The organism is Devosia oryziradicis, assembly GCF_016698645.1.
Taxonomy (GTDB): Bacteria; Pseudomonadota; Alphaproteobacteria; order Rhizobiales; family Devosiaceae; genus Devosia; species Devosia oryziradicis.
Map to the genome: position 1 here is coordinate 2,021,665 of NZ_CP068047.1, position 21,170 is coordinate 2,042,834.

The following is a 21,170-nucleotide window of genomic DNA, read 5'->3' on the forward strand; positions in this document are numbered from 1 at the left end:
AGGCAGCCAAGGGCTCCCACAGGTCGCCGGCTCAGACCGGAACAGAAGCGTAGGCCGCGAAAAGCAGGCCGAGGGTGGCGAAGAACATGACCGAGAGCGAGATTGTTTTGAGCATAGCAAAATGGTCCTGAGCCACGACACGGCGCGACTTCGGTTATCGCCTAAAGGCGTTAATTTGAGATTTCGACCGCGTAGTTTTCGATCACGGTGTTGGCCAGCAACTTCTCACACATGCTGTTGAGGGCTGAACGTGCGGCAGCCTCGTCAGTTCCGTCCAGTACCAGGTCAAAGACCTTACCCTGTCGCACAGATGCAACACCTGCAAATCCCAGGCTTTTGAGCGAGCCTTCGATGGCCTGGCCCTGCGGATCGAGAACGCCGGCCTTGAGGGTGACGGTGACGCGCGCCTTCATTGTGTCGCTCCAGACTATGCTTACTGAACCAGGCGCGGACCGGTGGTCAGCGCGTTGTCGGTTTCGACCAGGATGCCCAGGCGCTGGGCGACTTCACGATAGTTTTCGATCAGCCCGCCAAGGTTCTCGCGGAAGCGATCCTTGTCCATCTTGTTGCGGGTCTTGATGTCCCAGAGGCGGCAGCTGTCGGGGCTGATCTCGTCGGCCAGCACGATGCGCATGAGATCGCCTTCATAGAGACGACCGCATTCGATCTTGAAGTCGACCAGCTGGATGCCGACACCCATGAAGAGGCCGGTCAGGAAGTCGTTGACGCGGATGGCGAGGCTCATGATGTCGTCGAGTTCGGCGGGGGTAGCCCAGCCGAACGCGGTGATGTGCTCTTCGCTGACCATGGGGTCATGCAGCGCATCGTCCTTGTAGCAGAATTCGATGATCGAGCGGGGCAGCTGCGTGCCGGGTTCGAGACCCAGACGCTTGACCAGCGAACCGGCCGCATAGTTGCGCACGATGATCTCGAGCGGGATGATCTCGACTTCCTTGATCAGCTGCTCGCGCATGTTGATGCGGCGAATGAAGTGAGTCGGAATGCCCAGGCCATTGAGCTTGGTGAACACGAACTCGGAAATCCGGTTGTTCAGCACGCCCTTGCCATCGATGATTTCGTGGCGCGCGCCGTCGCCGGCAGTCGTATCGTCCTTGAAATACTGAACCAGCGTGCCCGGCTCAGGACCTTCAAAAAGGATCTTGGCCTTGCCCTCGTAGATTTTGCGACGACGGTTCATTGGGAATCCGGGACCGTTGAAAGGAGGGTGAATTTGGCCGCTTCATGCGCCAGAAAGCAGCAAAAAGGCAAGCTCTTTTGCACTTGCGCCTCCGATGGCCGCCCTCCGCGCCACGCATAAGGTCGCAGCGTCAGGCAAGCCGTTGATTTGGCCTGCTGAACCGCCTATGTCGATTGGCAAGCGCCGAACAGGCGGATGACAGAGCCAAGCGGGAGAGTTGCATGAGCCAGTTCGAGGATCGGCAGAAGGGCCAGGAAGCCAAGTTCGCCTTCGACGCGGAAAAGAAGTTCAAGGCCGAGGCGCGCCGCAACAAGCTGGTGGGCATCTGGGCCGCCGAGCTGATGAGCCTGACGGGCGACGATGCCAAGGCGTATGCTGCCGAAGTTGTTGCCGCCGATTTCGAGGAAGCCGGCGACGAGGACGTGTTCCGCAAGGTCTCAGCCGACCTCAAGGCCAAGGGCATCAGCATCGGCGATGACGTGATTCGCCAGAAGATGACGCAGCTGGTGCAGGTCGCCAACGAACAGATCGCCGCCGAAGGCTGATCGCGCATGGCCAGCCCGGAAGCACAGCGCATTCGGGCCGGCCTGTTTCGCTTTCCCCCCGCCGCCGACATAGCTGCCGACCGGGCAGGCTGGGAGGGATGGGCTGCGACCCAACCGTTACCCGCCGATGTCACCGAGACGACGCCCGCCTATGGCGGCGTAGCCGGGCGGCTGATTTCTCCGCCAGATCTTGAAAAAGACCGACTTGTCGTCGCCTTCCATGGAGGCGGGCTGGTGTCGGGCGCCAGCGTCACCCATCGTGGCCTGGCGGCAATGCTCGCCAAGGCGACGGCGCGCCCGGTATTCGTGCCGGACTATCGGCGCCTGCCGGAGACGGCCCCCGAAGATGTGCGCGCCGACGGCATTGCCGTTTTGGCGGCGGCCCGCAGCGCAGGACACCTGACGGTCTTTGCCGATTCCAGCGGCGCGGCGCTGGCGCTGGCGGCTATGCAGGACATGGCGAGGCGCGGGGAGGCGCTGCCGGATCGTGTCGTGTTCCTGTCGCCCGCCATCGATGCCACCCTGGCCGGTGACAGTTTTGAGGCCAATGCCGAGAAGGACCCGACGCTTTCCCATGTCTCGCTGCGGCATTGGCAGAGCGTGGTTGAGAAGGTGGCGCCCCTTGATGGCCCCATCCTGTCGCCGTTGTTTCAACCCATCGGCGGATTGCCGCCCATGCTGCTGCTGGCGGGTTCGGATGAGCTCTGGCGCGATGATGCGGTACGGCTGGCCGACCGCGTCACTGCGGCCGGCGGCACCGTTCGTCTCAGCATCTACCCCGACATGTGGCACGTATGGCCGATGAGTGGCGACATGCCCGAGACGGCGCAGGCCATGGCCGAGATCGCCGCCTTCGTTGGATGAGAGGGGCCGGCGGCGAGGCCGGCCCTAATACTTCTACTCGGCTGCCTGCGCCTGTGAGCCGGCGGCATTGAGTGCCTGGTCGAGGTCCGCCAGGATGTCGTCGATATGCTCGATGCCGATCGAGAGCCGCACATAGCCCGGAGTCACACCGGCCGAAAGCTGCTCGGCTGGTTCGAGCTGGCTATGTGTGGTGGTCGCGGGATGGATGGCCAACGACCGCGCGTCACCGATATTGGCCGCGTGGTAGAGCAGCTTGAGCGAGTCAATGAACCGCGCGCCGGCTTCCCGACCGTTGGCGAGTTCGAAGCCGATCAGCGCGCCCTTGCCGCGGGTGAGATACTTGTCGGCATTGATCCTCTGCTGCCCCGTTTGCAGCGAGGGATGCGTGACCGATGTAATTTCCGGACGCTTGCTCAGCCATTCGGCCACCTTGGCCGCGTTCTCGAAATGTCGATCGACGCGAAGCGCCAGGGTTTCGAGCCCCTGGATGGTGAGGAAAGCGTTGAACGGCGACAGCGCGGCGCCGTGGGTGCGCAACAGGGTCGTGCGCGCCTTTAGGATATAGGCCACAGGACCGAGAGGCTTGGCCGCCTCGACCCAGACCGCTCCGTGATAGGCCTGGTCCGGTGTGTTGAGCAGCGGCTGGCGTTGCGGATGCGCGGCCCAGTCGAAATTGCCGCCATCGACGATGATGCCGCCGATCGAGGTGCCGTGGCCGCCCAGATACTTGGTGGAGGAATAGACCACTACCGCGGCCCCATGCTCGAAGGGGCGGGCGGTCAGAGGAGCGGCGGTGTTGTCAACGATCAGCGGAATGCCGAATTCGCGACCGATGGCGGCCACTTCGGCAATCGGAAGGACCGCCAGCTTCGGATTTGGCAGGGTCTCGGCATAGTAGGCGCGGGTCTTGTCGTCGGTAGCCCGGCGGAAGTTTTCCGGATCGGACGGATCGACGAAGCGGACTTCGATACCGGCCTCGCGGAAGGTGTTCTTGAACAGGTTATAGGTGCCGCCATAGAGGTCGGTGGAAGCCACGATATTGTCGCCGACGACGGCAAGGTTCTGCACGGCATAGGCCGAGGCCGCCTGACCGGAGGCCACCGCCAGCGCCGCGACCCCGCCTTCAAGCGCGGCGACGCGCTGTTCCAGTACGTCGGTCGTCGGGTTGCCCAGGCGGGTATAGATGTTGCCCAGCTGCTTGAGCGCAAAGAGGTCCGCGGCGTGCTCGCTGCTTTCGAACTGGAACGAGGTGGTCTGGTAGATGGGAACCGCCACCGAGCCGGTCGCGGGATCGGCGCGCCAGCCAGCGTGCAGACCCTGGGTTTCGGGATGCTTGGAATTTACGGTCATTTGCGGCCTCCATGTGCTACTCGCAATGCAAGCCTAGGACGCCTCGGCGCGGTGGGCGAGGGTTTTGCTACCAATTTAATAGAGATTACGCGGAAAGCGATTCCGCTCGTTCCCCCTTTGGCGGCAAGCGATGGCTTGTGTCACCTAGCTTGAAGGCCATGGCGATGGAGGCTGGTGCGACCGGGGTGAAGCCGTATTTCGCGTAGAGATGCTGCGCGTCGCCGTCGGCGATGAGGCTCACATAGGCGCTGGCCGGGGCGTTGGCGCGGATGTGGTCGACGAGCGCGCTCATGATCTGCTTGCCCAGTCCCTTGCCCTGATGTTGGGGCTCCACCGCCATGTCGGTGATCTGGAAGGCCGTGCCGCCATCGCCGATGACGCGCCCCATGCCGACGACGCGGCCGGCATGACGAACCGTGACGGCGAACCAGGTATTGGGCAGGCCGCGTTCGGCCGCCTCGCGCGTCTTTTCGCTGAGGCCGGAGACTTTACGCAGCCGCAGGAAGTCATCGACGCCGGGCGTACCCGGCACCAGTTCGTAGCTCACTTGAGCCTCTGCATCAGCCGGGTGAACATCAGCAGGCCCTCCGGCCAGGGGCCGTGTCCCGAGGCGACGTTGATGTGGCCGGCTTCACCCGCCTGGTGGAAGTCCGAGCCCCAACAGGTGGCGAACTCCACCGCGCGATCGATGGTGCACAGCGCATCGTTGGTCGAGGCGACGAGCATGGAGGGGAAGGGCAGCGGGTCGCGCGGGATGGGCCGGAAGCCCAAGGCTTCCTCCGGCGCTTCCGGGCTCAGTTCGAGATCGGGCACCGAGACCAGGAATGCGCCGCGCACATTCTCCGGCAGACGCGGGGCGGCATGGGCCACCGCCAGGCAGGACAGGGAGTGGGCGACGAGGACGACCGGCCGTGTGGTCAGGCGGCAAGCCTGGTCGATGGTCTGCACCCAGTCATCCAGGTCGGGCTCGTCCCAGTCAGCCTGCTCTACGATGGCGGCACTGGACATGCGCTCGGCCCAGCGCAGCTGCCAATGGCCGGGGCCCGAATTGCCAAGGCCGGGCAAGATCAGGATATCACATTCTGAAATCTTCACGTGCGATGTGTCCTGTCCCGATAGAAGGCGGCGCTGGTCTGGGTCAGCCCGATCTTCTGGTAGAAGCCTTCGGCACCGGGCAGGGCGAGCAGGGTGATGGTGCAGCCCGGTCCGAGGATTTCGCTCGCCTTGTCCATCAGGCGGGCACCGATCCCCTGGCCCTGGCTGGACTCCACCACGGCCATATCGGCGCAGTAGCAGATCCAGCTCCAGTCGGTCATGCCGCGGAACAGGCCAACCAGCCGGCCGCCCTGGTCACGCGCGGTGATCACCAGGTTGGAATTGTCGATATAGGCCTGCACCCGCTCGGTATTGCCGAGCGGACGGGTCGGACCCAGCGCGGACTGGCCGACGCAGGCAATGTATTCCTCGGCGGTGAGGCCGGTTTCCTGGGCGCAGGTGATGGTCATCCGAACACCCGCCGGAAGATCGTATCGACATGCTTGAGGTGATAGGCGTCATCGAACATGTCGTCGATTTGCGCATCACTGAGAGTCACTTGCGGGTCGTCCTTGAGGTTTCGGGCGAATTGGCCCGTCCGGTCGCCACGCATTTCCCAGACCTTCATGGCATTGCGCTGCACTGCGGCATAGCTGTCTTCGCGGGAGTAACCCGCTTGGGTCAGGGCCAGCAGCACGCGCTGGGAATTGTGCAGGCCGCCGAGCAGGTCGAGGTTCTTGCGCATGTTCTCGGGATAAACGACGAGCTTGTCGATCACGCCGGTGAGGCGGGCCAGCGCGAAGTCGAGCGTCACCGTGGCGTCGGGGCCGATCATGCGCTCGACCGAGGAGTGCGAGATGTCCCGTTCATGCCACAGCGCCACGTTTTCCAGCGCCGGGGTGACCATGCCGCGCACGAGACGGGCGAGACCGGTCAGGTTTTCGGTCAGCACCGGGTTGCGCTTGTGCGGCATGGCCGACGAGCCCTTCTGGCCGGGGGAGAAGAACTCCTCGGCTTCCAGCACTTCGGTGCGCTGCAGGTGACGGATTTCGATGGCGACGCGTTCGATGGAGCTGGCAACGACGCCCAGCGTGGCGAAGAACATCGCGTGGCGATCACGCGGGATGACCTGGGTCGACACCGGCTCGATGGCAAGGCCGAGCTTTTCGGCGACGTATTCCTCAACCTGCGGGTCGATATTGGCGAAGGAGCCGATGGCGCCGGAAATTGCCGCCGTGGCGATTTCGGCGCGGGCCGCGACCAGGCGGGCGCGATTGCGCGTGAACTCGGCATAGGCCTCGGCCAGCTTCACGCCGAATGTGGTGGGCTCGGCATGGATGCCGTGGCTGCGACCGATGGTGATGGTGTCCTTGTGCTCATAGGCACGGCGTTTGAGCGCGGCGAGCAGGGCGTCGACGTCCGATATCAGCAGGTCTGCGGCCCGGGCGAGCTGCACCGAGAGCGTGGTGTCGAGGATGTCCGAACTGGTCATGCCCTGGTGCACGAAGCGGGCGTCGGGGCCGACGATCTCGCTGAGGTGGGTCAGGAAGGCGATGACGTCGTGCTTGGTGGTGCGCTCGATCTCGTCGATGCGGGCGACGTCGAAGCCATAGTCGCCGAGCTCCGCCTTGCGGGCGTTCATCACGTCCCAGATCTTCTGCGCCGATTCGGTGGGGACAATGCCCAGTTCCGCCAGCTTGGTGGTGGCATGCGCCTCGATCTCGAACCAGATGGCGAAGCGGGTCTCGGCCGACCAGATGCTGACCATTTCAGGGCGGGAATAGCGCGGAATCATGGGCTTAGGGCTTTCAGGTTCAGAAATTGAGTCAGGCGACGCGGCCGGTCGCTGCTTCGCGAATGGCCGCAATGCGACCTGCATAGGTGGATGCATCATTGCCGGCGAAGATCGAAGACCCGGCGACCAGGACATTGGCGCCGGCATCGGCGATGGCGCGCGCATTGGCGGCGGTAACCCCGCCATCGACTTCGAGGTCGATCGGCCGGGCGCCGATGAGGGCCTTGGCCTGGCGTAGTTTGTTCAGGGCTTCCGGTATGAAGCTCTGGCCACCAAAGCCGGGATTGACGCTCATCACCAGCACGAGGTCGACATCGTCGATCACATGCTGGATGGCCGAGACCGGCGTTGCCGGATTGAGCGCCACCCCCGCCTTCTTGCCAAGGGCCCTGATCGCTTGCAGCGAGCGATGCAGGTGCGGGCCGGCTTCGGCATGAATAGTGATGATGTCGGCGCCGCCGGCGGCGAAATCAGCCAGATAGGCGTCGGCTGGCGAGATCATCAGGTGCACGTCGAATGGCTTCGTCGTCACTGCGCGGATGGCCTTCATCACCACGGCGCCGAAGCTGATATTGGGGACGAAGTGACCATCCATGACGTCGACGTGAATATAGTCGGCTCCGCCAGCATCGATCGCCCGCACCTCGTCGCCGAGCCGAGAGAAGTCGGCCGACAGGATGGATGGGGCGATGCGGATGGGACGGATGGGCATCGATGGGCACCTCAGGCCGAGCACTGAGGCTGCTATAGGGCGGCTGCGCGCGAGGGGCAAGGACCACGCGCGTCCAGCTACCGGTGGCCGCGCTCAATCGGTATACGTGCGCGGGCGGCTTCCTACCGCGCGCTACACCGCCGCAATGCGGTCCAGCCCGGGTTACCGTTGAACCACATGGTGAGCCTTCCATTGTCTTCGCGTGCAACCACCTGGGTTGGCGAACTGGTCGAGCCGTCGTTGCATGAACCGTTCCAGGTCACCTGCCAGCCGTCACGGCGCACGTCGTCAAAATCGCATACCAGTGCTTCTTCGACATAATGCATCGCCCCGATGTGAAAGGCGAAAGGTCCGCCGCAATCCTGCGGTCCGGTTTGCTCGGCGTACCATTCGCCAACGATGGTCGGATAGGAAGCGGCCATGGCCGGTGTGGCCATGGCGGAAAGAAGCAGGCACGCAGCAAAAGTTCTCAATTTGGCCCCCGAAGGCTGAAACAGCCCCACACTGCGGCCCCAGGCGATGACGCCGTCGTAATCCAATCGGTAAAGTTTGATCGATCCGTCCCGGCAGATGGACTGGTGCCAGTTGCCCGTTCGGCGAGGCGACATGATGCCGCCGATCTCACCATCACATCCGTGAGATGCGACACCGGGCGCATTGCTTTGCTGCGCGGACGCGGTAGAACCGAGCCGCAACAGGGAGCGTCAACCTCGTGGAATTCTCATTGCCCTTGGTGTTTGGCGCGGGCGTGCTGAGCTTTCTCAGCCCGTGCGTATTGCCGCTGGTCCCACCTTACCTGACTTATATGAGCGGCGCGAGTTTCGAGCAGTTGCGCGCCGATGATGTCGGGGCCGCGGCGCTGCAGCGGCGAGTGGCGATCACTTCGCTGTTCTTCATCCTCGGCTTTGCCGTCGTCTTCGTGACGCTCGGTGCCACGGCCACCGCGTTCGGGCAGGCCTTTCGCCAGGCTTTGCCGATCCTGACACCCATTGCAGGGGTTCTGATCATTGCCATGGGGCTGCATTTCCTGGGCATCTATCGCATCGGCATCCTGGACAGGCAATTGCGCCACCAGGGTCCCGGCGCCGCCAGCGGTCCGCTGGGAGGGTTCCTGCTTGGATTGGCCTTTGCCATCGGCTGGACGCCGTGCATCGGGCCCGTGCTCGCGGCGGTGCTGTCGGTGGCAGCCAGTCGCGACACGGCATGGGAAGGGGCGGGGTTGCTGGGGCTCTATTCGCTCGGGCTGGGTGTGCCGTTCTTTCTTGCCGGTATTGCCATCGGGCCTTTCCTGGCCTTCTTCCAGGGCTTCAAAAAGCATCTCCACACCGTCGAGCGCGTCATGGGCGGGCTGCTGGTATTGACGGGCGTGCTGTTCCTCACCGGCAATTTCACCCGGCTGTCCTATTGGTTCCTCGAGACGTTCCCGGTTCTGGCGAGCTTCGGCTAGCGGCTGTAGGCGAGTGAATCCTTTTATCCAACAGTCCTTAAAACCGGGGCTCGGAGCTCTAAGAATGCCTAGAAACACTGGGCTTCATGGGCGTTCCGGCCCCCGGTTGATTCCTGTTATCCAAATAGGCATTGCTTATTGAGCGGCCGCCGTTTGCTTCTGATCCCAGCCAGACATGGCGACGGCACTGCAATGAAACTTATGCGATAGGCCCAAGACCATCGGCCTCGGCAGCTGCACGCAGCTCGCTCAAGGTGTACTTTTCGATGCGGTTCTCATTGTAGGCTACGATGACGAAGAGCGGCTCCTGCAATTCAGGCACGTTCTCGGGCAGGCTGGCCAGACCGAAGGTTTCGAACGGGCCACCATAAAGTTGGACCATGACTGACAGCAGCTTACTGTCTTCGGTTTCGGCTTTGGCTGGAGCAATGCAGAAAACATGGACCTCACCGAAATCTGCTGCGCCCGCTAGCTGGTTGGCGGGGTGCTTCTCGGCGCCGATTTTCAAGATGTTCCCTTCGCCAGTGCGGGCGTAACGTTTCGCTGTCTTGAACTCCGGACGACGCACGAAATCTGCGCCGAACAGGTGGGCGGCGAGATTAATGCATATCTTGGTCAGCACCCGGTCATGCACTTTAATCGACATCGGGATCTTCAAGTGCACACCCGTATCTTCAACAGTGATTGGGGTGGCGTCGTCAGGCACAACAATGGCGTCGGGGTTGCGACGCAGAAGCGAGAGAACGCGAGGAGCATCATCCAGTTCGATCACAGCACAGACCAACTGGCCCTGACTCCGGCGGTAAACGCGCGGCGTCAGCCTAGACGCCGAGTGGGCGGTCTTCGGCATTACCAATTGCTCGACCCACATGATGCCGTCTGTTGTCTTCGGCGCCTTTGCAGATGTTTGCACCCCAGACGCGACGTATTCCTCCGTCACCGCGTCCCATTTCAGTTCGGTCAGCTCATATGCCGCTTCCAGGCCAGCCTTGACCTTACGAACAAGAACCAGATCTCTACATAGAACGGCCTTGAAGTCTGAGAGGAAGGATCGGCCGGTCGCGACGTCGGGCAGGTGGGCTGTCAGCGTGCCTCCATTCTGCAAGATGAGTTGCGGCAGGATCGCGGCCACGAACCCTGGTCCGAGTTCCTGATTCAGGAATACGCCGCTTGCAGGATCGTCCAGAAGGCTCTGCGCAGCAGTCACGGAGGGGACTCCTGGCTTGCCGCCGCGGCCACGTGTTTTCTCCTGGTGGAACAGGCGGGCAATAGCCACCGGCGAGGAGCGGAGAAACTTGGCCTCGAGCTTGGAGAAGATCTTGGTGTTACAATCTCCGCAGACGCAGTCCGTGAGCATCCACCTTTTGTCGTCACCGCCTAGCCCAGCGGAGACCACATGCTCGTCGGTGAAAGGCTTGGCTTCGTCGCAGTAGATGCATTTGTCCATGGGCGTCCCTCTAAACGGGATAATGGAGGAAGGAGCCTTGCCCGGCAATCGCCGGAAAATACCCTTCAGTCTTTCGGTCGTTCTTGCCAACGGTGAACCGGAAGTTCTGTAAGCGACTAGGCGACTGAACCCTATGTCTACCCCTCATGATTTTCTTCGTATCCATTGAACGCGCCCCCGAACTCATCGACCCCTCCTGGAAAGAAGCCATGCCGAAGAACAGTCGTCCGCTGCAGTAGCCATAGGGGCCCGCAGATTGAAAGGCTCCGGCCTATTCAGTTTTGCGTCGCAGCAAGCTATGATCTTTCCGTGTTGGGAGCATGTCGTGGGCGATCTAATCCACGATGTTGGGGCGGTGACTTATTTTGACCGGTGCGAAACTGAAAGTGGCCGACCTGTTCGCCGGCGCCGGCGGTTTTTCGCTCGCTGCAGTGCAGGCGGGATGCGATATCGTCTTCGCCGTCGAGTTCGACAAGAACGCTGCCACGACCTACAGGAAAAACATCGGAGCCGAGGCGCGTAGCAGGAACGTGGTCGTCTACAACGAGGACATTACGTCGTTGAGCGCCACCAGCTTGGCCAGGAAGCACTTCCCCGATGCCGACTGCGACCTGCTGCTCGGCGGTCCGCCCTGCCAAGGCTTCTCCACACACAGGATCAATGGCGCTGGCGTAGACGATCCGCGCAACGCCCTGATCCACGAATACTTCGATTTCGTCCGCAGTTTGAAGCCAAAGGCGTTCCTCATGGAGAACGTCCCCGGCATGTTGTGGCCACGCCACAAGAGCTATCTCGACGAGTTCTATCGCCAGGCGCATGACAGCGGATACACCGTTTACGCGCCTCAAAAGCTCGACGCCCGGGACTACGGCATTCCCCAGCGGCGCCAGCGGGTCTTCATCCTGGGCGTCCGCGAAGACATCGCGATAGATGAATTCGAATGGCCGCCCAAGCCGACCCATTCCGCCGTCGAGCTGACCCAGGGAACCGGCTTGAAGCCTTGGGTTTCCTGCGAAAGCGCCTTCGCCGATTTGCCCGAGGACGACATCAACGGGGTGCACATGAACCACGGGCCGGAACTCGTCGCTGCATTTGCCCGAACGCCGCCGAACGGAGGCAGCCGCAAGGATTCCGGGCGCGTGCTCGACTGCCACCTCGAACACGACGGTCACAGCGACGTCTATGGCCGCATCGACCCGAGCAAGCCGGCGCCGACCATGACCACCGCGTGCATCAATCCCTCCAAGGGGCGCTTCGTTCATCCCGTGCTCAACCATGGAATTACCGCACGGCAGGCCGCGCGGATCCAGACCTTCCCCGACGACTACGTGTTCGATGGCGGCCTGATGGCGGCAGGAAAGCAAATCGGAAACGCCGTGCCGGTGGCGTTCGGCCAGAGCCTGATCCAGCACATCAAGCAGCTGCTCGACCGGGATGTCGTTAGAGGTAAGCCTGCCGCCAGCACGGCCTCGTCGGTCAAGTTCGTAGAGCTGGCCGACGCATGAGGACAGTCAGCTTCAAGACACGGGCGCGCACCGTTGACCATCTCGGGCGCGAACAGATCGCGGACGTGCCTACTGCCATTTCCGAACTCTGGAAGAACGCCTACGATGCCTATGCTCGATCGGTGTCGCTAACGATCTTCGATGGGGCGCCGCTGGTCGTGACCATCGCCGACGACGGCCATGGGATGAATGTCGACGAACTGATTGATCGTTGGCTTGTCGTCGGCACGGAGTCCAAGCTCTTCGGCGATGCTCGTTCGGACGACGACCGCGATGGATTGGAGCCGAGGACGCGCCAAGGCCAGAAGGGCATCGGGCGCCTGTCGTCGGCGCACCTGGGCCCCCTGATGCTGCTGGTCACCAAACGTCGCCAGCAAAGGATGGCCGCCGCCCTTATCGATTGGCGGCTCTTCGAGAACCCGTTCCTGATCCTGACCGACATAGAGATACCGGTCATCGAGTTCGAAGATCGTTCCGAGATCGCCGATTTCCTGCCGCTGATGGCCGAGGCTCTACTGGAGAATGTTCTGGGCGCGGGCAGGGAGGACGAGCGATCCTCCCGGATGATCGACGCCTGGGCCAGGTACGATCTCGCTGCGGCGGCCGAACGGGGCAGCGCCGACAAGACCGTTCCGTCGCAATCCATCGTGTCTGCGTGCCGATCCTTCGTTCTGACCGACGACCACATGGCTCCCTGGGGCGTGTGGTCCGGGGCCAGCGAGAAAGGGACCGTCATGGTGGTGTCCGGTGCCAGCGACGAGTTCACGGCATTGCTGCCAGCCAATAGTCAGCTGGCCACGGCGAAGGACGACAAGGCCCGGTTCGAGACGACATTGGGAAGCTTCGTCGATCCGCTCTTCGATGCGGCTCGACCCGAGGTCAACGCGGCCAATCCAGATTTTCAATACGGCGTCTTCGTCTCCTCGAACGGTATATCGAGCAAAGTAATCGGCTCGGCTGCGGAGTTCAATCGGTCTCTGACGGACCGCATGGAGCACATCGTCGATGGCCGCATCGACGAGAAGGGCGTGTTCCGTGGCCAGATCAAGTCGTTCGGCAAGTGGCGCAAGGTCGGCAGCGAATACGAGATCAGGCCGCCCAAGGAGTTCACCCTCCCCACGGGGCCGGGTTCCGCTCTTGGACCTGTCGACGTCTACTTCGCGACCTTCGAGCAGGTCGCGGCCAGTTCCACCCATTCGCCAATGGAGTTCGAATTCCTCAAGACCAATTCGGCCCCTCATGCCGGCCTAATGATCTATCGCAACGGCCTGCGGGTGCTGCCTTATGGTCGCGAGGACAACGACTTCTTCGAGATTGAGAAGCGCCGCAGCAACCATGCCGGCCGGGAGTATTGGAATGCCCGAAGGATATTCGGGCGCATCGCGATCAGCAGGGAGAACAATCCCAATCTGAAGGACAAGGCGGGCCGAGAAGGCTTCATCGTTAACAAGGCCGCCAAGTCGCTCAAGATTCTGATCATCAACATCCTCAAGTCATCGGCCTACGACTACTTCGGAACCAACGCCGATGACCGGAAATCGGAACTGGCCGAGGCCGAGCGCAACTTCGCCGAGTTCAAGGCCAAGGAGGCGCAGACCAAGCTGCGACAGAAGCAGCGCACGCAATTCAGGAAGAACCTGAAAGCCCGGACCGCCAGCATTCCCACCGTAAGGGAACGGCTGCGTGCCGATATCGCGGCAACGCGGATCGAGGTCGCAGACGACATTCCGGTCGCCCAGGAACGGCTCGAGGCGGCCCAGGCCAGCGTGGCCGATCTGCGCCTGCCCGGTGCGCCATCTCCGCTCGGCACCCTCGAGGAGGACTACCGGTCCTATCGCCGGTCGATGACCGACCTGAACCAAATGGTCGCGGATTTCTCGACCACCATCGCCGATGCGGTGGAACGGATTCATCCACCGTCGCCCGAAGATATCGTGCTCAAGCAGATCCAGCGCAACGAGGGGCAGCTCACCTCGCGGGTGACGCGCTGGTCCAAGGAGATCCGCGTGCTGCAGGACGCTGAACGCGTTCGCATCGGCGACCTCGTGACCGAGCGTAACAAGCTCCTGCGCGAGGAGACCATGCCACTCGTCGAGCAGACCGCCAGTGGTAGGATGTCGTTGACGGCCGCTTCCCGCGCGGTCGTGGAGGCCAAAAGCAAGATCGATGCTGAGAACGAGCTGCTGTTCCAGAACTACATTCTGGCGCTCGAAAACCTCAAGGACAGCATCGACATTCAGGCGATCGCCATCTTGGGCGGCGACGAGAACAGCGAGCTCCGCAGCACGGTTGATCGCCTGAACGGTCTCGCCCAGTTGGGTATCACGGTCGAATTCCTCGACCACGAGCTCCATTCCCACGATGCCGTCATCGACGACGGCATCCAGCGGCTGAAGAAGAAGCTGGGCAAGGACAAGGACCTCGACCAGCTCGCCACCGGGTATGCAGGCCTTAAGCAGATCCTCGATTTTCTAGGGCCATTGCGGATGGCCGGCCGGCCGCAGCCTCGGGACATCGGCGGCGACTACATCCATCAATACGTGTCGGAATTCTTCGGCCGCACCATGGCGGCCAGCGGCATCGAACTCGTGGCCACGCCAGCATTCAGACGCTTTAGCGTCTTCGACCAGCCATCGCGCCTGCTCCCGGTCTTCGTGAACCTCGTGAACAACAGCATCTACTGGCTGATCAATGCGCGAGTGGAGGATCCGAAGATCGTGTTCGACGTCCGTGGAGACGAGGTCTTCGTGGCCGACAACGGTCCTGGCGTCGAGGAGATGGACTTGAAGCGATTGTTCTCCTTGTTCTTCACCAGGAAAATCGAGGGTGGACGAGGCGTGGGGCTCTATCTGTCCCAGGCCAATCTGGCCGCTGGCGGCCACACGATCAGTTATGTGCAGGACGACGACAGGAAGATCTTGTCCGGCGCGAACTTCTCGATGAAGTTCCGGGGGGCGAATATCAATGACTGAGCTGGCAGTGGCAGGGGAGCCCAAGCCGACGTTTTCAGATCTGGTCAAGCAGGCCTTCATCGACCCGATCAGGTCGGTGCTGATCATCGACGACCAGTATCCGACCTGGGAGCAGATCTTTGGCGACGTGGGCTACGATTCCACCGACAAGACGCTTTGGACGCCCAAGGGCGATATCCTCAAGGTGATAAAGCAGTTCCGGAATATTTCTCCGGCACTGACGGTGGACATCCACGACGGCAAGCACAACGAGGGGATCGGCAGCTACCTGCACCAGTCCGACTTGCTGGTGCTCGATTATCAGCTCGAGAAGAACGAAACCAATGGCGCCCGGGCAGCGCAGATCATCGCCGATCTGCTGAACAACAACCACTTCAATCTGGTGATGGTCCATACCGCGATCGGCGATCTCGTCGATCCCTTCAACACCATTTTGATGTCGCTTCTGACACCGCTGAACATCGTCGACGCTCGCGCGGACGCCGGTTTCGCCTTGATCGAAGCCTTGGAGGACACTGGCGACCCGCGCTTCTCCAATGTTTTCAAGAAACTGCAGGACGCTCTCAGCGCGACGGCCTACGTTGCGCTCCAAGGCTTCGTCCGCAATGGCGGCAAGATGAACGAGTACATGAAGTCCGGGGCCGAGTTCGCCAAATTCCGAGAAATCGCGGACGAAGCCGGTTGGGACGTTGGTGAGCGTCTCAAGGTCATGGAATGGGGGATGTCGAAGCACGACAAGAAGGTCGCCTCCTACAAGTCTTCGCCCAGGGATCTTCGCTGGAACATTCCTGGGAACCGGCGCAAGCCCTGGATCCGCACCAATGGGGGCTTCATCGCCTTCGCTAAGAAGAAGAACACAGATCTGCTGGACCGCCTGCAAGCCGCGATCGAGGATTGGCGTCCTTCCCCGTCGAGGCTCATGTCCTCCCGCATTCGCGCCGAGATCAGTAAGCAGGGCGCTGGGGCCGAGGATAATGCCCTCAGCGACAAGCATGCCTACTGGCAATACTATCAGGAGCTGCGCGGCACGCCGTTGGACACCTCGCCCGACGCGCACAGGAATAGGCGGAAGACCCTGCTGGAGAGCCATGCTGCGCGTCATACCGAGAGGTTGCTCGACCTGATTGGCAAGAAGGCGGTCGCATTCGGCCTCAAGGTGCTGGAAGCAGACCCCACCGAGTCCAACGCCAAGCTTGCAGGGTTCTCGAAGAACTACGCCCTCGGGTCGATCGCGAAAGCAGAGCGCGACAAGGCGCGGTCCCACTACAACGCCCACATATCCACCAAACAGCTCTCGGGTTGGCACCTGCATCCCGGACATGTCATGAAGATCGGTCAAGAGAAGTGGGTGTGCTTGTCGCCGTCTTGCGACCTAGTGCCGATGCAGAAGACGTCAATCGCGGTCAGGGATTCCAGTTCGGCATCGGTGAAGCCGTTCATGGCGGTCAAGCTTACCAAGGTCGAAAGCTACACGGCTTCCGAAGTGAACTCGAACACGCTGATCTTCCTCAAGGAGGCCGGGGTTATCAACACGTATACGGTATATCCACGGGGCGGCGAGTTCGGCTCTCCGATCTGGCGGCTCTTCATGGCCGATGACTACGGCAAGTTCGAGATCGAGGACGACCTGACGGCCAAGCTTCGGTTGAGCTACCTGTCCGGCAAAGGCAAGCAGATGCAGGTAGAAGAGATCGAGGCTCGATTGATCGGTCAGTTGCGCTACGAGTACGCATTGAACCTGATCCAGAAGCTGGGGGTCGAATTCACCAGGATCGGTTTGGATTTTTCAGCACCGGCCGGTTGAGGCACCGCATCGGGATGCCTGCCAGCGCCGCAATCACTTATCGGTCCGCGCCTTGACGCGGATCAGGTAGACGCTGACCGCCGCGGCGGTCGTGACGACTAACTCGGCCTCCTCGAAAGCAGGGTCCCGTCCTTCGAGGATATGGCGGCCTTGCTCGGACGCGAAGCCCCAGAGCTTTCGGACGGCTTCGTCCATCGGCTTGGGCAGCGGCAGCCGGCTTATGATTGAGCCGAGGGTCCCGCTCGTTCCTTCGTACCCCCGCGCCACGCATTCGAGAGCGGCCATGGCGTGCTGGATGGCCCCGGTGACATCTGGCTCAGGGCGCCGGGAGATATCGATCAGGGCCTGATGCATCTCGTTGGATGCGGTCGGCGCACCTGCGGCCCGCATCATGTCCGGTGCCGTGGCAGTGGCCAGCTCGAACGCCTCGGACCCCCGGACAAGGATCTGGCCTTTCTCCATCTTCCAGCCGATACCGTGCTCGCAGAACGCGGCGTTCAACTGCTCCTCATACTGACGCGGCTTGTCGCCATAGCTGTCTCGCTGTTGAAGGGATTGATACAGCCGTTCGGCAAGGTCGTAGATGCGGAACCATGGCGCGTCGTCGACCAGGCCATGAACCTCTCGTTCCACCGGTTCTTCCGACCAATTGTTGCTGTCCGGCCGGCGCAGCATGACGGCGCAGACGATATCTCGCATGCCTTTGGGGCTGAAGCCCAACGAATAGCCCAGCATCAAGATCGCGTCCCGAATTGCAGGCGGGGCATCTTCACGGACCGTGATCTCGGCATCCGGCGCGCGAAAGCCGAAACGATGGGAGAAGGTCGAATCCGACGTCGTCATGGTGCGATAAGTCCAACGTTGGTGCCGAGATGGCCAAGTTGGAGGATTATGGCCCAGTCCGTGCCTGCCCGAAACCCCGGTCCTGTCGGCAGAGGTAAAGATCACTTGCGATCCAAAACAAGATCTCGAAGATTAGCTGCGGCGCAACTTTCTGCACCAGTCCACCCTCAAACATTCTGATAAGCTGCAACCATGGTAGCAGGGCACAGCATGGACCAACGGGCAGACCAGCATCAAGCCGTTGAGCGACCAAACGGTATAGCCGAGCATCTCGAGCAGCTGCGCGCGCCCATCATCAAGTCCAATGGCCTGACCGATACCGAACGGCACCTTGCCGCGCTGGCCGAGAACACCTTCCTCAACCTCTGGTCCTACCCCAACCCGTATCGCGAACAGCGGATCAATGGCTCCGACAAAGGCGACGGCAAGGAACTGTGCGACCTGCTTGTGATCTGCGATCCGCACGTCCTGATATTCAGCGAGAAGAACATCAAGTGGCAGGACAAGCCGATAGAGATCGCATGGCCCCGCTGGTACAGAAGTGCGATCGACGATGCATCCAAGCAACTGCGTGGTGCCGAACGGTGGATAGATAGTTTTCCGGCGAAGATCTTCGTCGACAAGGCCTGCACCGTCCCCCTGCCTCTGCCATTTCCGCCCTTGGAACGGCGCCGGGTCCATCGCATCGTTGTCGCCAATGGAGCTGCAGCGGCCTGCAGATCCTTCTTCAATGGTGGAACTGGTAGCCTGGTGATCATGCCCGCGCTGAAGGGGCAAGATCACACCGACATGGCCGAAGGCAATATCGGGACAGTGCCGTTCGCCATTGGCGACATAGATCCGGATCGGGACTTCGTCCATGTTCTCGACGAGGCCACCCTCGGCGTGGTTCTGGGCGAATTGGACACCATCACCGACCTGACAGGATACCTGGACAGGCGGGCCGACTTCATACGATCGGGCAACCTCGCACTGGCCCATGGCGAAGAGGATCTCCTCGCCTACTACTCCGTCAGAGCCGACAGCGAGGGCCAACATCATTTTTCTCCACCCGGCAAAGGCACTTGGGCCTTCCATGGACCCCTGCGACTGGACGGATCCCACTACGCGGGCTTGATCAACGACCCCAGATATCTCGCCAAGAAGAAAGCCGATAAGGTCTCGTATGTCTGGGACGCCTTGATAGAGCAGTTCACAGGGCATCTGCTGGACGGAACGTCGTTGGTCCCACCTGGTCAGGACTATTCCTTGAGCCGAAGCGAACAGGCGTTCAGGGCGATGGCCCAGGAGCCTCGCGTCGCTCGCAGGAACCTCGGCAATGCCTTTCTAGACGCCTGCCGCAGAGGAATGAACCGACAAATCTTCTTTCGCGTGGTCGTTTCTCCAATGGAGCACCCGGTAGGAACTGCCTACTTCTTCATGACCATAAAGTTCGAGGAGGGCATGTTTCGAGAGGGTTATGAGCAGTATCGGATCGTACGATCAGGATATCTGGAGCTCTACGCCAAGGCCGTGCTGATGCGAAATCCGGGCCTGACCAAGATCATCGGCATCGGTCGCGAACCACCAGGCCAGGGTCGAGGCGTTTCCGAGGACTGCATCTATGCCGAACAGGACGAATGGTCCGACGAGGAGAGGGCCGAAATTGAATTCCGTTGCGGCGAGGTCGGCATAATGCAGTCACTGACGGGCCGCACATACCATGTCGACGAGTACCCGAAGACCGGAAAACGTCCGCAACCGGCCTATTCGGGCTTCAACCGCGCCGAGCGACGGCGCATGGCGGCTGCACTGAAAAAAGGCCGATAGGGCAGGTCTGTAAGAGGGATTTCTTTCAAGAATACGAACATCGTTCTTGTTTTGTTCAGTCCGATCCGGGATGCTTTCAGCGAGAGCACTCAGGAGACGGAATGCTGGTCGACCAAATTGCCATGGAGCCCGGCGGCATGCCGGTGCCAATCACCTCCCTGGTCGAGTTTCAGATCCGATTCGTCGGGCAGCAGGTGCATGCTGGTTTCCCGTCCCCGGCCGACGACTTCATCGAGACGTCTGTCGACCTCAACCAGGTCCTGATCCAGAACTCGACCGCGACCTTCCTGTGGCGCGTGGCCGGCGACTGCATGATCGACTGCAAGATCTTCCCAGGCGATGTGGTGATCGTCGATCGCTCCCTGGTTCCGCGCCATCGCTCGATCGTGCTGGCCATCATCGACAATGCGCCAACCCTGAAGCGGGTGAAGCGCATGGGCAGCCGCATGGTGCTCCATAACGAGAATGCCACGCTGCCGGCCTTCACGGTGACCGAAGGGACGGACGTGTCGATCTGGGGCGTGGTCACGGCGACCATCCGCGACCTGAGCAAATGACCGCGTTCGCCCTGAGCGACGGCAACAGCTTCTATTGCTCCTGCGAACGCGTGTTCGATCCCAAGCTCGAGAAGCGACCTGTCATCGTGCTGAGCAACAACGACGGCTGCGCCGTTGCGCGCACCAGCGAAGCCAAGGCCCTTGGCATCAAGATGGGCCAGCCCTACTTCCAGATCAAAGACCTGTGCCGGCAGGAGGGCGTCGTCGCCCTGTCGAGCAACTATGCTCTTTATGGCGACATGAGCCGGCGCATGAACGTGGTCTACAACCGGTTCTCGCCCGAAACCGAGGTCTATTCGATCGACGAGACCTTCCTCGACGTCGAGCATGTGCCGCGCAAGGACAGGACCGCCTGGGCGAGCGAGCTGCGGGCCACCACGTGCCAGTGGACCGGCATCCCGACCTGCGTGGGCATCGGCCCCACCAAGACCCTCGCCAAGCTGGCCAACAAGGCCGCAAAGACCCTGGCCACTGGTGTTCTGGACCTGACCGATCCAGACGAGCAGGCTCGGGTGATGGCCGACTTCCCGATCGGCGACGTCTGGGGCATCGGGCGTGCCAACCAGGCCAAACTCCTGGCCCTGGACATCCAGTTCGCCGGCCAGCTGCGCGACATGGAGCCCAAGAAGGCGCGTGGCATCATGACAGTGGTGGGGGAGAAGATCGTCCACGAGCTCAATGGCAGGTCCTGCATGGACCTCGAGTCGGTGGCGCCGCAGCGCCAGGGCTGCGCCGTGACCCGATCGTTCGGCCAGCGCGTGACCTCACGCATCGAGATGGAGCAGGCGGTTGCCGGTTATGCCACTCGACTGGGCGAGAAGCTCCGGCGTCATGGCCTGGCCACGGACTACGTCACCGTGTTCATGCACACCAGCCCGTTCAACGACGACGAGCCGCAGCGCAATGTCAGCATGACCGTCGATATCCCCGAGGCCACCAACGACACGATGCAGCTGATCAAGGCGGCCCGGCGCGCCGTCGAGGGGCTCTGGAAATCCGGCTACCGGTACTCCAAGGCCGGCATCGTCACCCAGGACCTGGTCCCGCCCGGATTGGCGCAGCGGTCGCTGTTCGATGGTCTCGACCACGACCGGGCCGCCAAGGTCATGGCCGCCATGGATGAAGCCAACCGGCGCTGGGGACGGGCCACCGTGGTGCCTGCGGCAGTTGGCATTGCCAGCCGGTCGCCGTTCACCACCAAGTTCGAGATGCGGTCGCCGCGGTACACGACACGGTGGGACGAACTGCCGGTGTGTCGGTGAAAACAGAAAGGGCCCCGATGGGGCC

General features: G+C 61.8%; 20 protein-coding genes. 9 read left to right on the forward strand and 11 right to left on the reverse strand.

The window, feature by feature from the left end:
- Nucleotides 1-170: 170 nt before the first annotated feature.
- Together purS and purC are read right to left on the reverse strand one after the other, a co-directional pair.
- Nucleotides 171-413: a phosphoribosylformylglycinamidine synthase subunit PurS gene (gene purS, locus JI749_RS10065; RefSeq protein ID WP_201652967.1), complete on the reverse strand. Its 243-nt coding sequence runs from the start codon at nt 411-413 to the stop codon at nt 171-173.
- A 20-nt stretch (nt 414-433) separates the two neighbouring features.
- On the reverse strand, nt 434-1,198 hold the full coding sequence (gene purC / locus JI749_RS10070) for a phosphoribosylaminoimidazolesuccinocarboxamide synthase (protein ID WP_201652970.1): 765 nt from the start codon (nt 1,196-1,198) through the stop codon (nt 434-436).
- 221 nt (nt 1,199-1,419) lie between these two features.
- Here purC and JI749_RS10075 point away from each other — a divergent pair, with 221 nt between their 5' ends.
- Together JI749_RS10075 and JI749_RS10080 are read left to right on the forward strand one after the other, a co-directional pair.
- Nucleotides 1,420-1,743 carry a DUF1476 domain-containing protein gene (locus JI749_RS10075; protein WP_201652973.1) on the forward strand — a complete coding sequence of 108 codons (324 nt, stop codon included), beginning with the start codon at nt 1,420-1,422 and terminating at the stop codon, nt 1,741-1,743.
- A 6-nt stretch (nt 1,744-1,749) separates the two neighbouring features.
- Nucleotides 1,750-2,607, forward strand: coding sequence for an alpha/beta hydrolase (locus JI749_RS10080; RefSeq protein WP_201652976.1), 858 nt, complete (start codon nt 1,750-1,752; stop codon nt 2,605-2,607).
- A gap of 33 nt (nt 2,608-2,640) precedes the next feature.
- Here the strand turns inward: JI749_RS10080 and JI749_RS10085 are convergent, their stop codons facing one another.
- The 7 genes from JI749_RS10085 to JI749_RS10115 form a co-directional block, all read right to left on the reverse strand.
- Nucleotides 2,641-3,957: an O-acetylhomoserine aminocarboxypropyltransferase/cysteine synthase family protein gene (locus JI749_RS10085; protein WP_201652979.1), complete on the reverse strand. Its 1,317-nt coding sequence runs from the start codon at nt 3,955-3,957 to the stop codon at nt 2,641-2,643.
- A gap of 85 nt (nt 3,958-4,042) precedes the next feature.
- Nucleotides 4,043-4,504 (reverse strand): GNAT family N-acetyltransferase, encoded by a 462-nt coding sequence (locus JI749_RS10090; protein WP_201652982.1) that lies wholly within the window; start codon nt 4,502-4,504, stop codon nt 4,043-4,045.
- Complete coding sequence (locus JI749_RS10095; RefSeq protein WP_201652985.1) at nt 4,501-5,052, reverse strand: RBBP9/YdeN family alpha/beta hydrolase; 552 nt, start codon at nt 5,050-5,052, stop codon at nt 4,501-4,503. The genes JI749_RS10090 and JI749_RS10095 overlap by 4 nt, the downstream gene beginning before the upstream one ends.
- The gene (locus JI749_RS10100) at nt 5,049-5,462 is read right to left on the reverse strand and encodes a GNAT family N-acetyltransferase (protein ID WP_201652988.1); all 414 of its coding nucleotides are present in this window, start codon (nt 5,460-5,462) and stop codon (nt 5,049-5,051) included. Before JI749_RS10100 ends, JI749_RS10095 begins: the two co-directional genes overlap by 4 nt.
- Entirely contained in the window at nt 5,459-6,787 is a 1,329-nt protein-coding gene (gene purB, locus JI749_RS10105) for an adenylosuccinate lyase (RefSeq protein WP_201652991.1), read from the reverse strand. Before purB ends, JI749_RS10100 begins: the two co-directional genes overlap by 4 nt.
- Nucleotides 6,788-6,818: 31 nt before the next feature.
- The gene (gene rpe / locus JI749_RS10110) at nt 6,819-7,499 is read right to left on the reverse strand and encodes a ribulose-phosphate 3-epimerase (protein WP_201652994.1); all 681 of its coding nucleotides are present in this window, start codon (nt 7,497-7,499) and stop codon (nt 6,819-6,821) included.
- Between the two features lie 122 nt (nt 7,500-7,621).
- Nucleotides 7,622-8,194, reverse strand: coding sequence for a hypothetical protein (locus tag JI749_RS10115; protein ID WP_201652997.1), 573 nt, complete (start codon nt 8,192-8,194; stop codon nt 7,622-7,624).
- 17 nt (nt 8,195-8,211) lie between these two features.
- Between JI749_RS10115 and JI749_RS10120 the strand changes: the two genes are divergently transcribed.
- Nucleotides 8,212-8,946 carry a cytochrome c biogenesis CcdA family protein gene (locus tag JI749_RS10120; RefSeq protein ID WP_201653000.1) on the forward strand — a complete coding sequence of 245 codons (735 nt, stop codon included), beginning with the start codon at nt 8,212-8,214 and terminating at the stop codon, nt 8,944-8,946.
- Nucleotides 8,947-9,145: 199 nt separating this feature from the next.
- Here the strand turns inward: JI749_RS10120 and JI749_RS10125 are convergent, their stop codons facing one another.
- Nucleotides 9,146-10,393, reverse strand: coding sequence for a hypothetical protein (locus tag JI749_RS10125; RefSeq protein WP_201653003.1), 1,248 nt, complete (start codon nt 10,391-10,393; stop codon nt 9,146-9,148).
- 386 nt (nt 10,394-10,779) lie between these two features.
- Here JI749_RS10125 and JI749_RS10130 point away from each other — a divergent pair, with 386 nt between their 5' ends.
- The 3 genes from JI749_RS10130 to JI749_RS10140 are packed head-to-tail and all read left to right on the forward strand — an operon-like array spanning nt 10,780 to nt 16,674.
- A complete protein-coding gene (locus tag JI749_RS10130; protein ID WP_233280726.1) occupies nt 10,780-11,898 on the forward strand; it encodes a DNA cytosine methyltransferase in 1,119 nt (372 codons plus the stop codon).
- Entirely contained in the window at nt 11,895-14,870 is a 2,976-nt protein-coding gene (locus JI749_RS10135; RefSeq protein ID WP_201653006.1) for an ATP-binding protein, read from the forward strand. The genes JI749_RS10130 and JI749_RS10135 overlap by 4 nt, the downstream gene beginning before the upstream one ends.
- Nucleotides 14,863-16,674 (forward strand): response regulator receiver domain, encoded by a 1,812-nt coding sequence (locus tag JI749_RS10140; RefSeq protein WP_201653009.1) that lies wholly within the window; start codon nt 14,863-14,865, stop codon nt 16,672-16,674. Before JI749_RS10135 ends, JI749_RS10140 begins: the two co-directional genes overlap by 8 nt.
- A gap of 33 nt (nt 16,675-16,707) precedes the next feature.
- Here the strand turns inward: JI749_RS10140 and JI749_RS10145 are convergent, their stop codons facing one another.
- Complete coding sequence (locus JI749_RS10145) at nt 16,708-17,517, reverse strand: AbiJ-NTD4 domain-containing protein (protein WP_201653012.1); 810 nt, start codon at nt 17,515-17,517, stop codon at nt 16,708-16,710.
- Nucleotides 17,518-17,727: 210 nt separating this feature from the next.
- Between JI749_RS10145 and JI749_RS10150 the strand changes: the two genes are divergently transcribed.
- The 3 genes from JI749_RS10150 to JI749_RS10160 all read left to right on the forward strand — a co-directional run bounded on the left by JI749_RS10150 (nt 17,728) and on the right by JI749_RS10160 (nt 21,145).
- Nucleotides 17,728-19,326 (forward strand): hypothetical protein, encoded by a 1,599-nt coding sequence (locus JI749_RS10150; RefSeq protein WP_201653015.1) that lies wholly within the window; start codon nt 17,728-17,730, stop codon nt 19,324-19,326.
- A 101-nt stretch (nt 19,327-19,427) separates the two neighbouring features.
- Complete coding sequence (locus JI749_RS10155) at nt 19,428-19,883, forward strand: LexA family protein (protein WP_201653018.1); 456 nt, start codon at nt 19,428-19,430, stop codon at nt 19,881-19,883.
- Entirely contained in the window at nt 19,880-21,145 is a 1,266-nt protein-coding gene (locus JI749_RS10160; RefSeq protein WP_201653021.1) for a Y-family DNA polymerase, read from the forward strand. The genes JI749_RS10155 and JI749_RS10160 overlap by 4 nt, the downstream gene beginning before the upstream one ends.
- The last annotated feature ends 25 nt before the right edge of the window (nt 21,146-21,170 follow it).

Coding starts and splice junctions, on each gene's coding strand:
- JI749_RS10145 (WP_201653012.1), bottom strand. CDS start 17,517: ATGACGACGTCGGATTCGACCTTCTCCCATCGTTTCGGCTTTCGCGCG.
- JI749_RS10085 (WP_201652979.1), bottom strand. CDS start 3,957: ATGACCGTAAATTCCAAGCATCCCGAAACCCAGGGTCTGCACGCTGGC.
- JI749_RS10140 (WP_201653009.1), top strand. CDS start 14,863: ATGACTGAGCTGGCAGTGGCAGGGGAGCCCAAGCCGACGTTTTCAGAT.
- JI749_RS10100 (WP_201652988.1), bottom strand. CDS start 5,462: ATGACCATCACCTGCGCCCAGGAAACCGGCCTCACCGCCGAGGAATAC.
- JI749_RS10155 (WP_201653018.1), top strand. CDS start 19,428: ATGCTGGTCGACCAAATTGCCATGGAGCCCGGCGGCATGCCGGTGCCA.
- purS (WP_201652967.1), bottom strand. CDS start 413: ATGAAGGCGCGCGTCACCGTCACCCTCAAGGCCGGCGTTCTCGATCCG.
- JI749_RS10135 (WP_201653006.1), top strand. CDS start 11,895: ATGAGGACAGTCAGCTTCAAGACACGGGCGCGCACCGTTGACCATCTC.
- JI749_RS10150 (WP_201653015.1), top strand. CDS start 17,728: ATGGACCAACGGGCAGACCAGCATCAAGCCGTTGAGCGACCAAACGGT.
- JI749_RS10160 (WP_201653021.1), top strand. CDS start 19,880: ATGACCGCGTTCGCCCTGAGCGACGGCAACAGCTTCTATTGCTCCTGC.
- rpe (WP_201652994.1), bottom strand. CDS start 7,499: ATGCCCATCCGTCCCATCCGCATCGCCCCATCCATCCTGTCGGCCGAC.
- JI749_RS10075 (WP_201652973.1), top strand. CDS start 1,420: ATGAGCCAGTTCGAGGATCGGCAGAAGGGCCAGGAAGCCAAGTTCGCC.
- JI749_RS10125 (WP_201653003.1), bottom strand. CDS start 10,393: ATGGACAAATGCATCTACTGCGACGAAGCCAAGCCTTTCACCGACGAG.
- purB (WP_201652991.1), bottom strand. CDS start 6,787: ATGATTCCGCGCTATTCCCGCCCTGAAATGGTCAGCATCTGGTCGGCC.
- JI749_RS10080 (WP_201652976.1), top strand. CDS start 1,750: ATGGCCAGCCCGGAAGCACAGCGCATTCGGGCCGGCCTGTTTCGCTTT.
- purC (WP_201652970.1), bottom strand. CDS start 1,198: ATGAACCGTCGTCGCAAAATCTACGAGGGCAAGGCCAAGATCCTTTTT.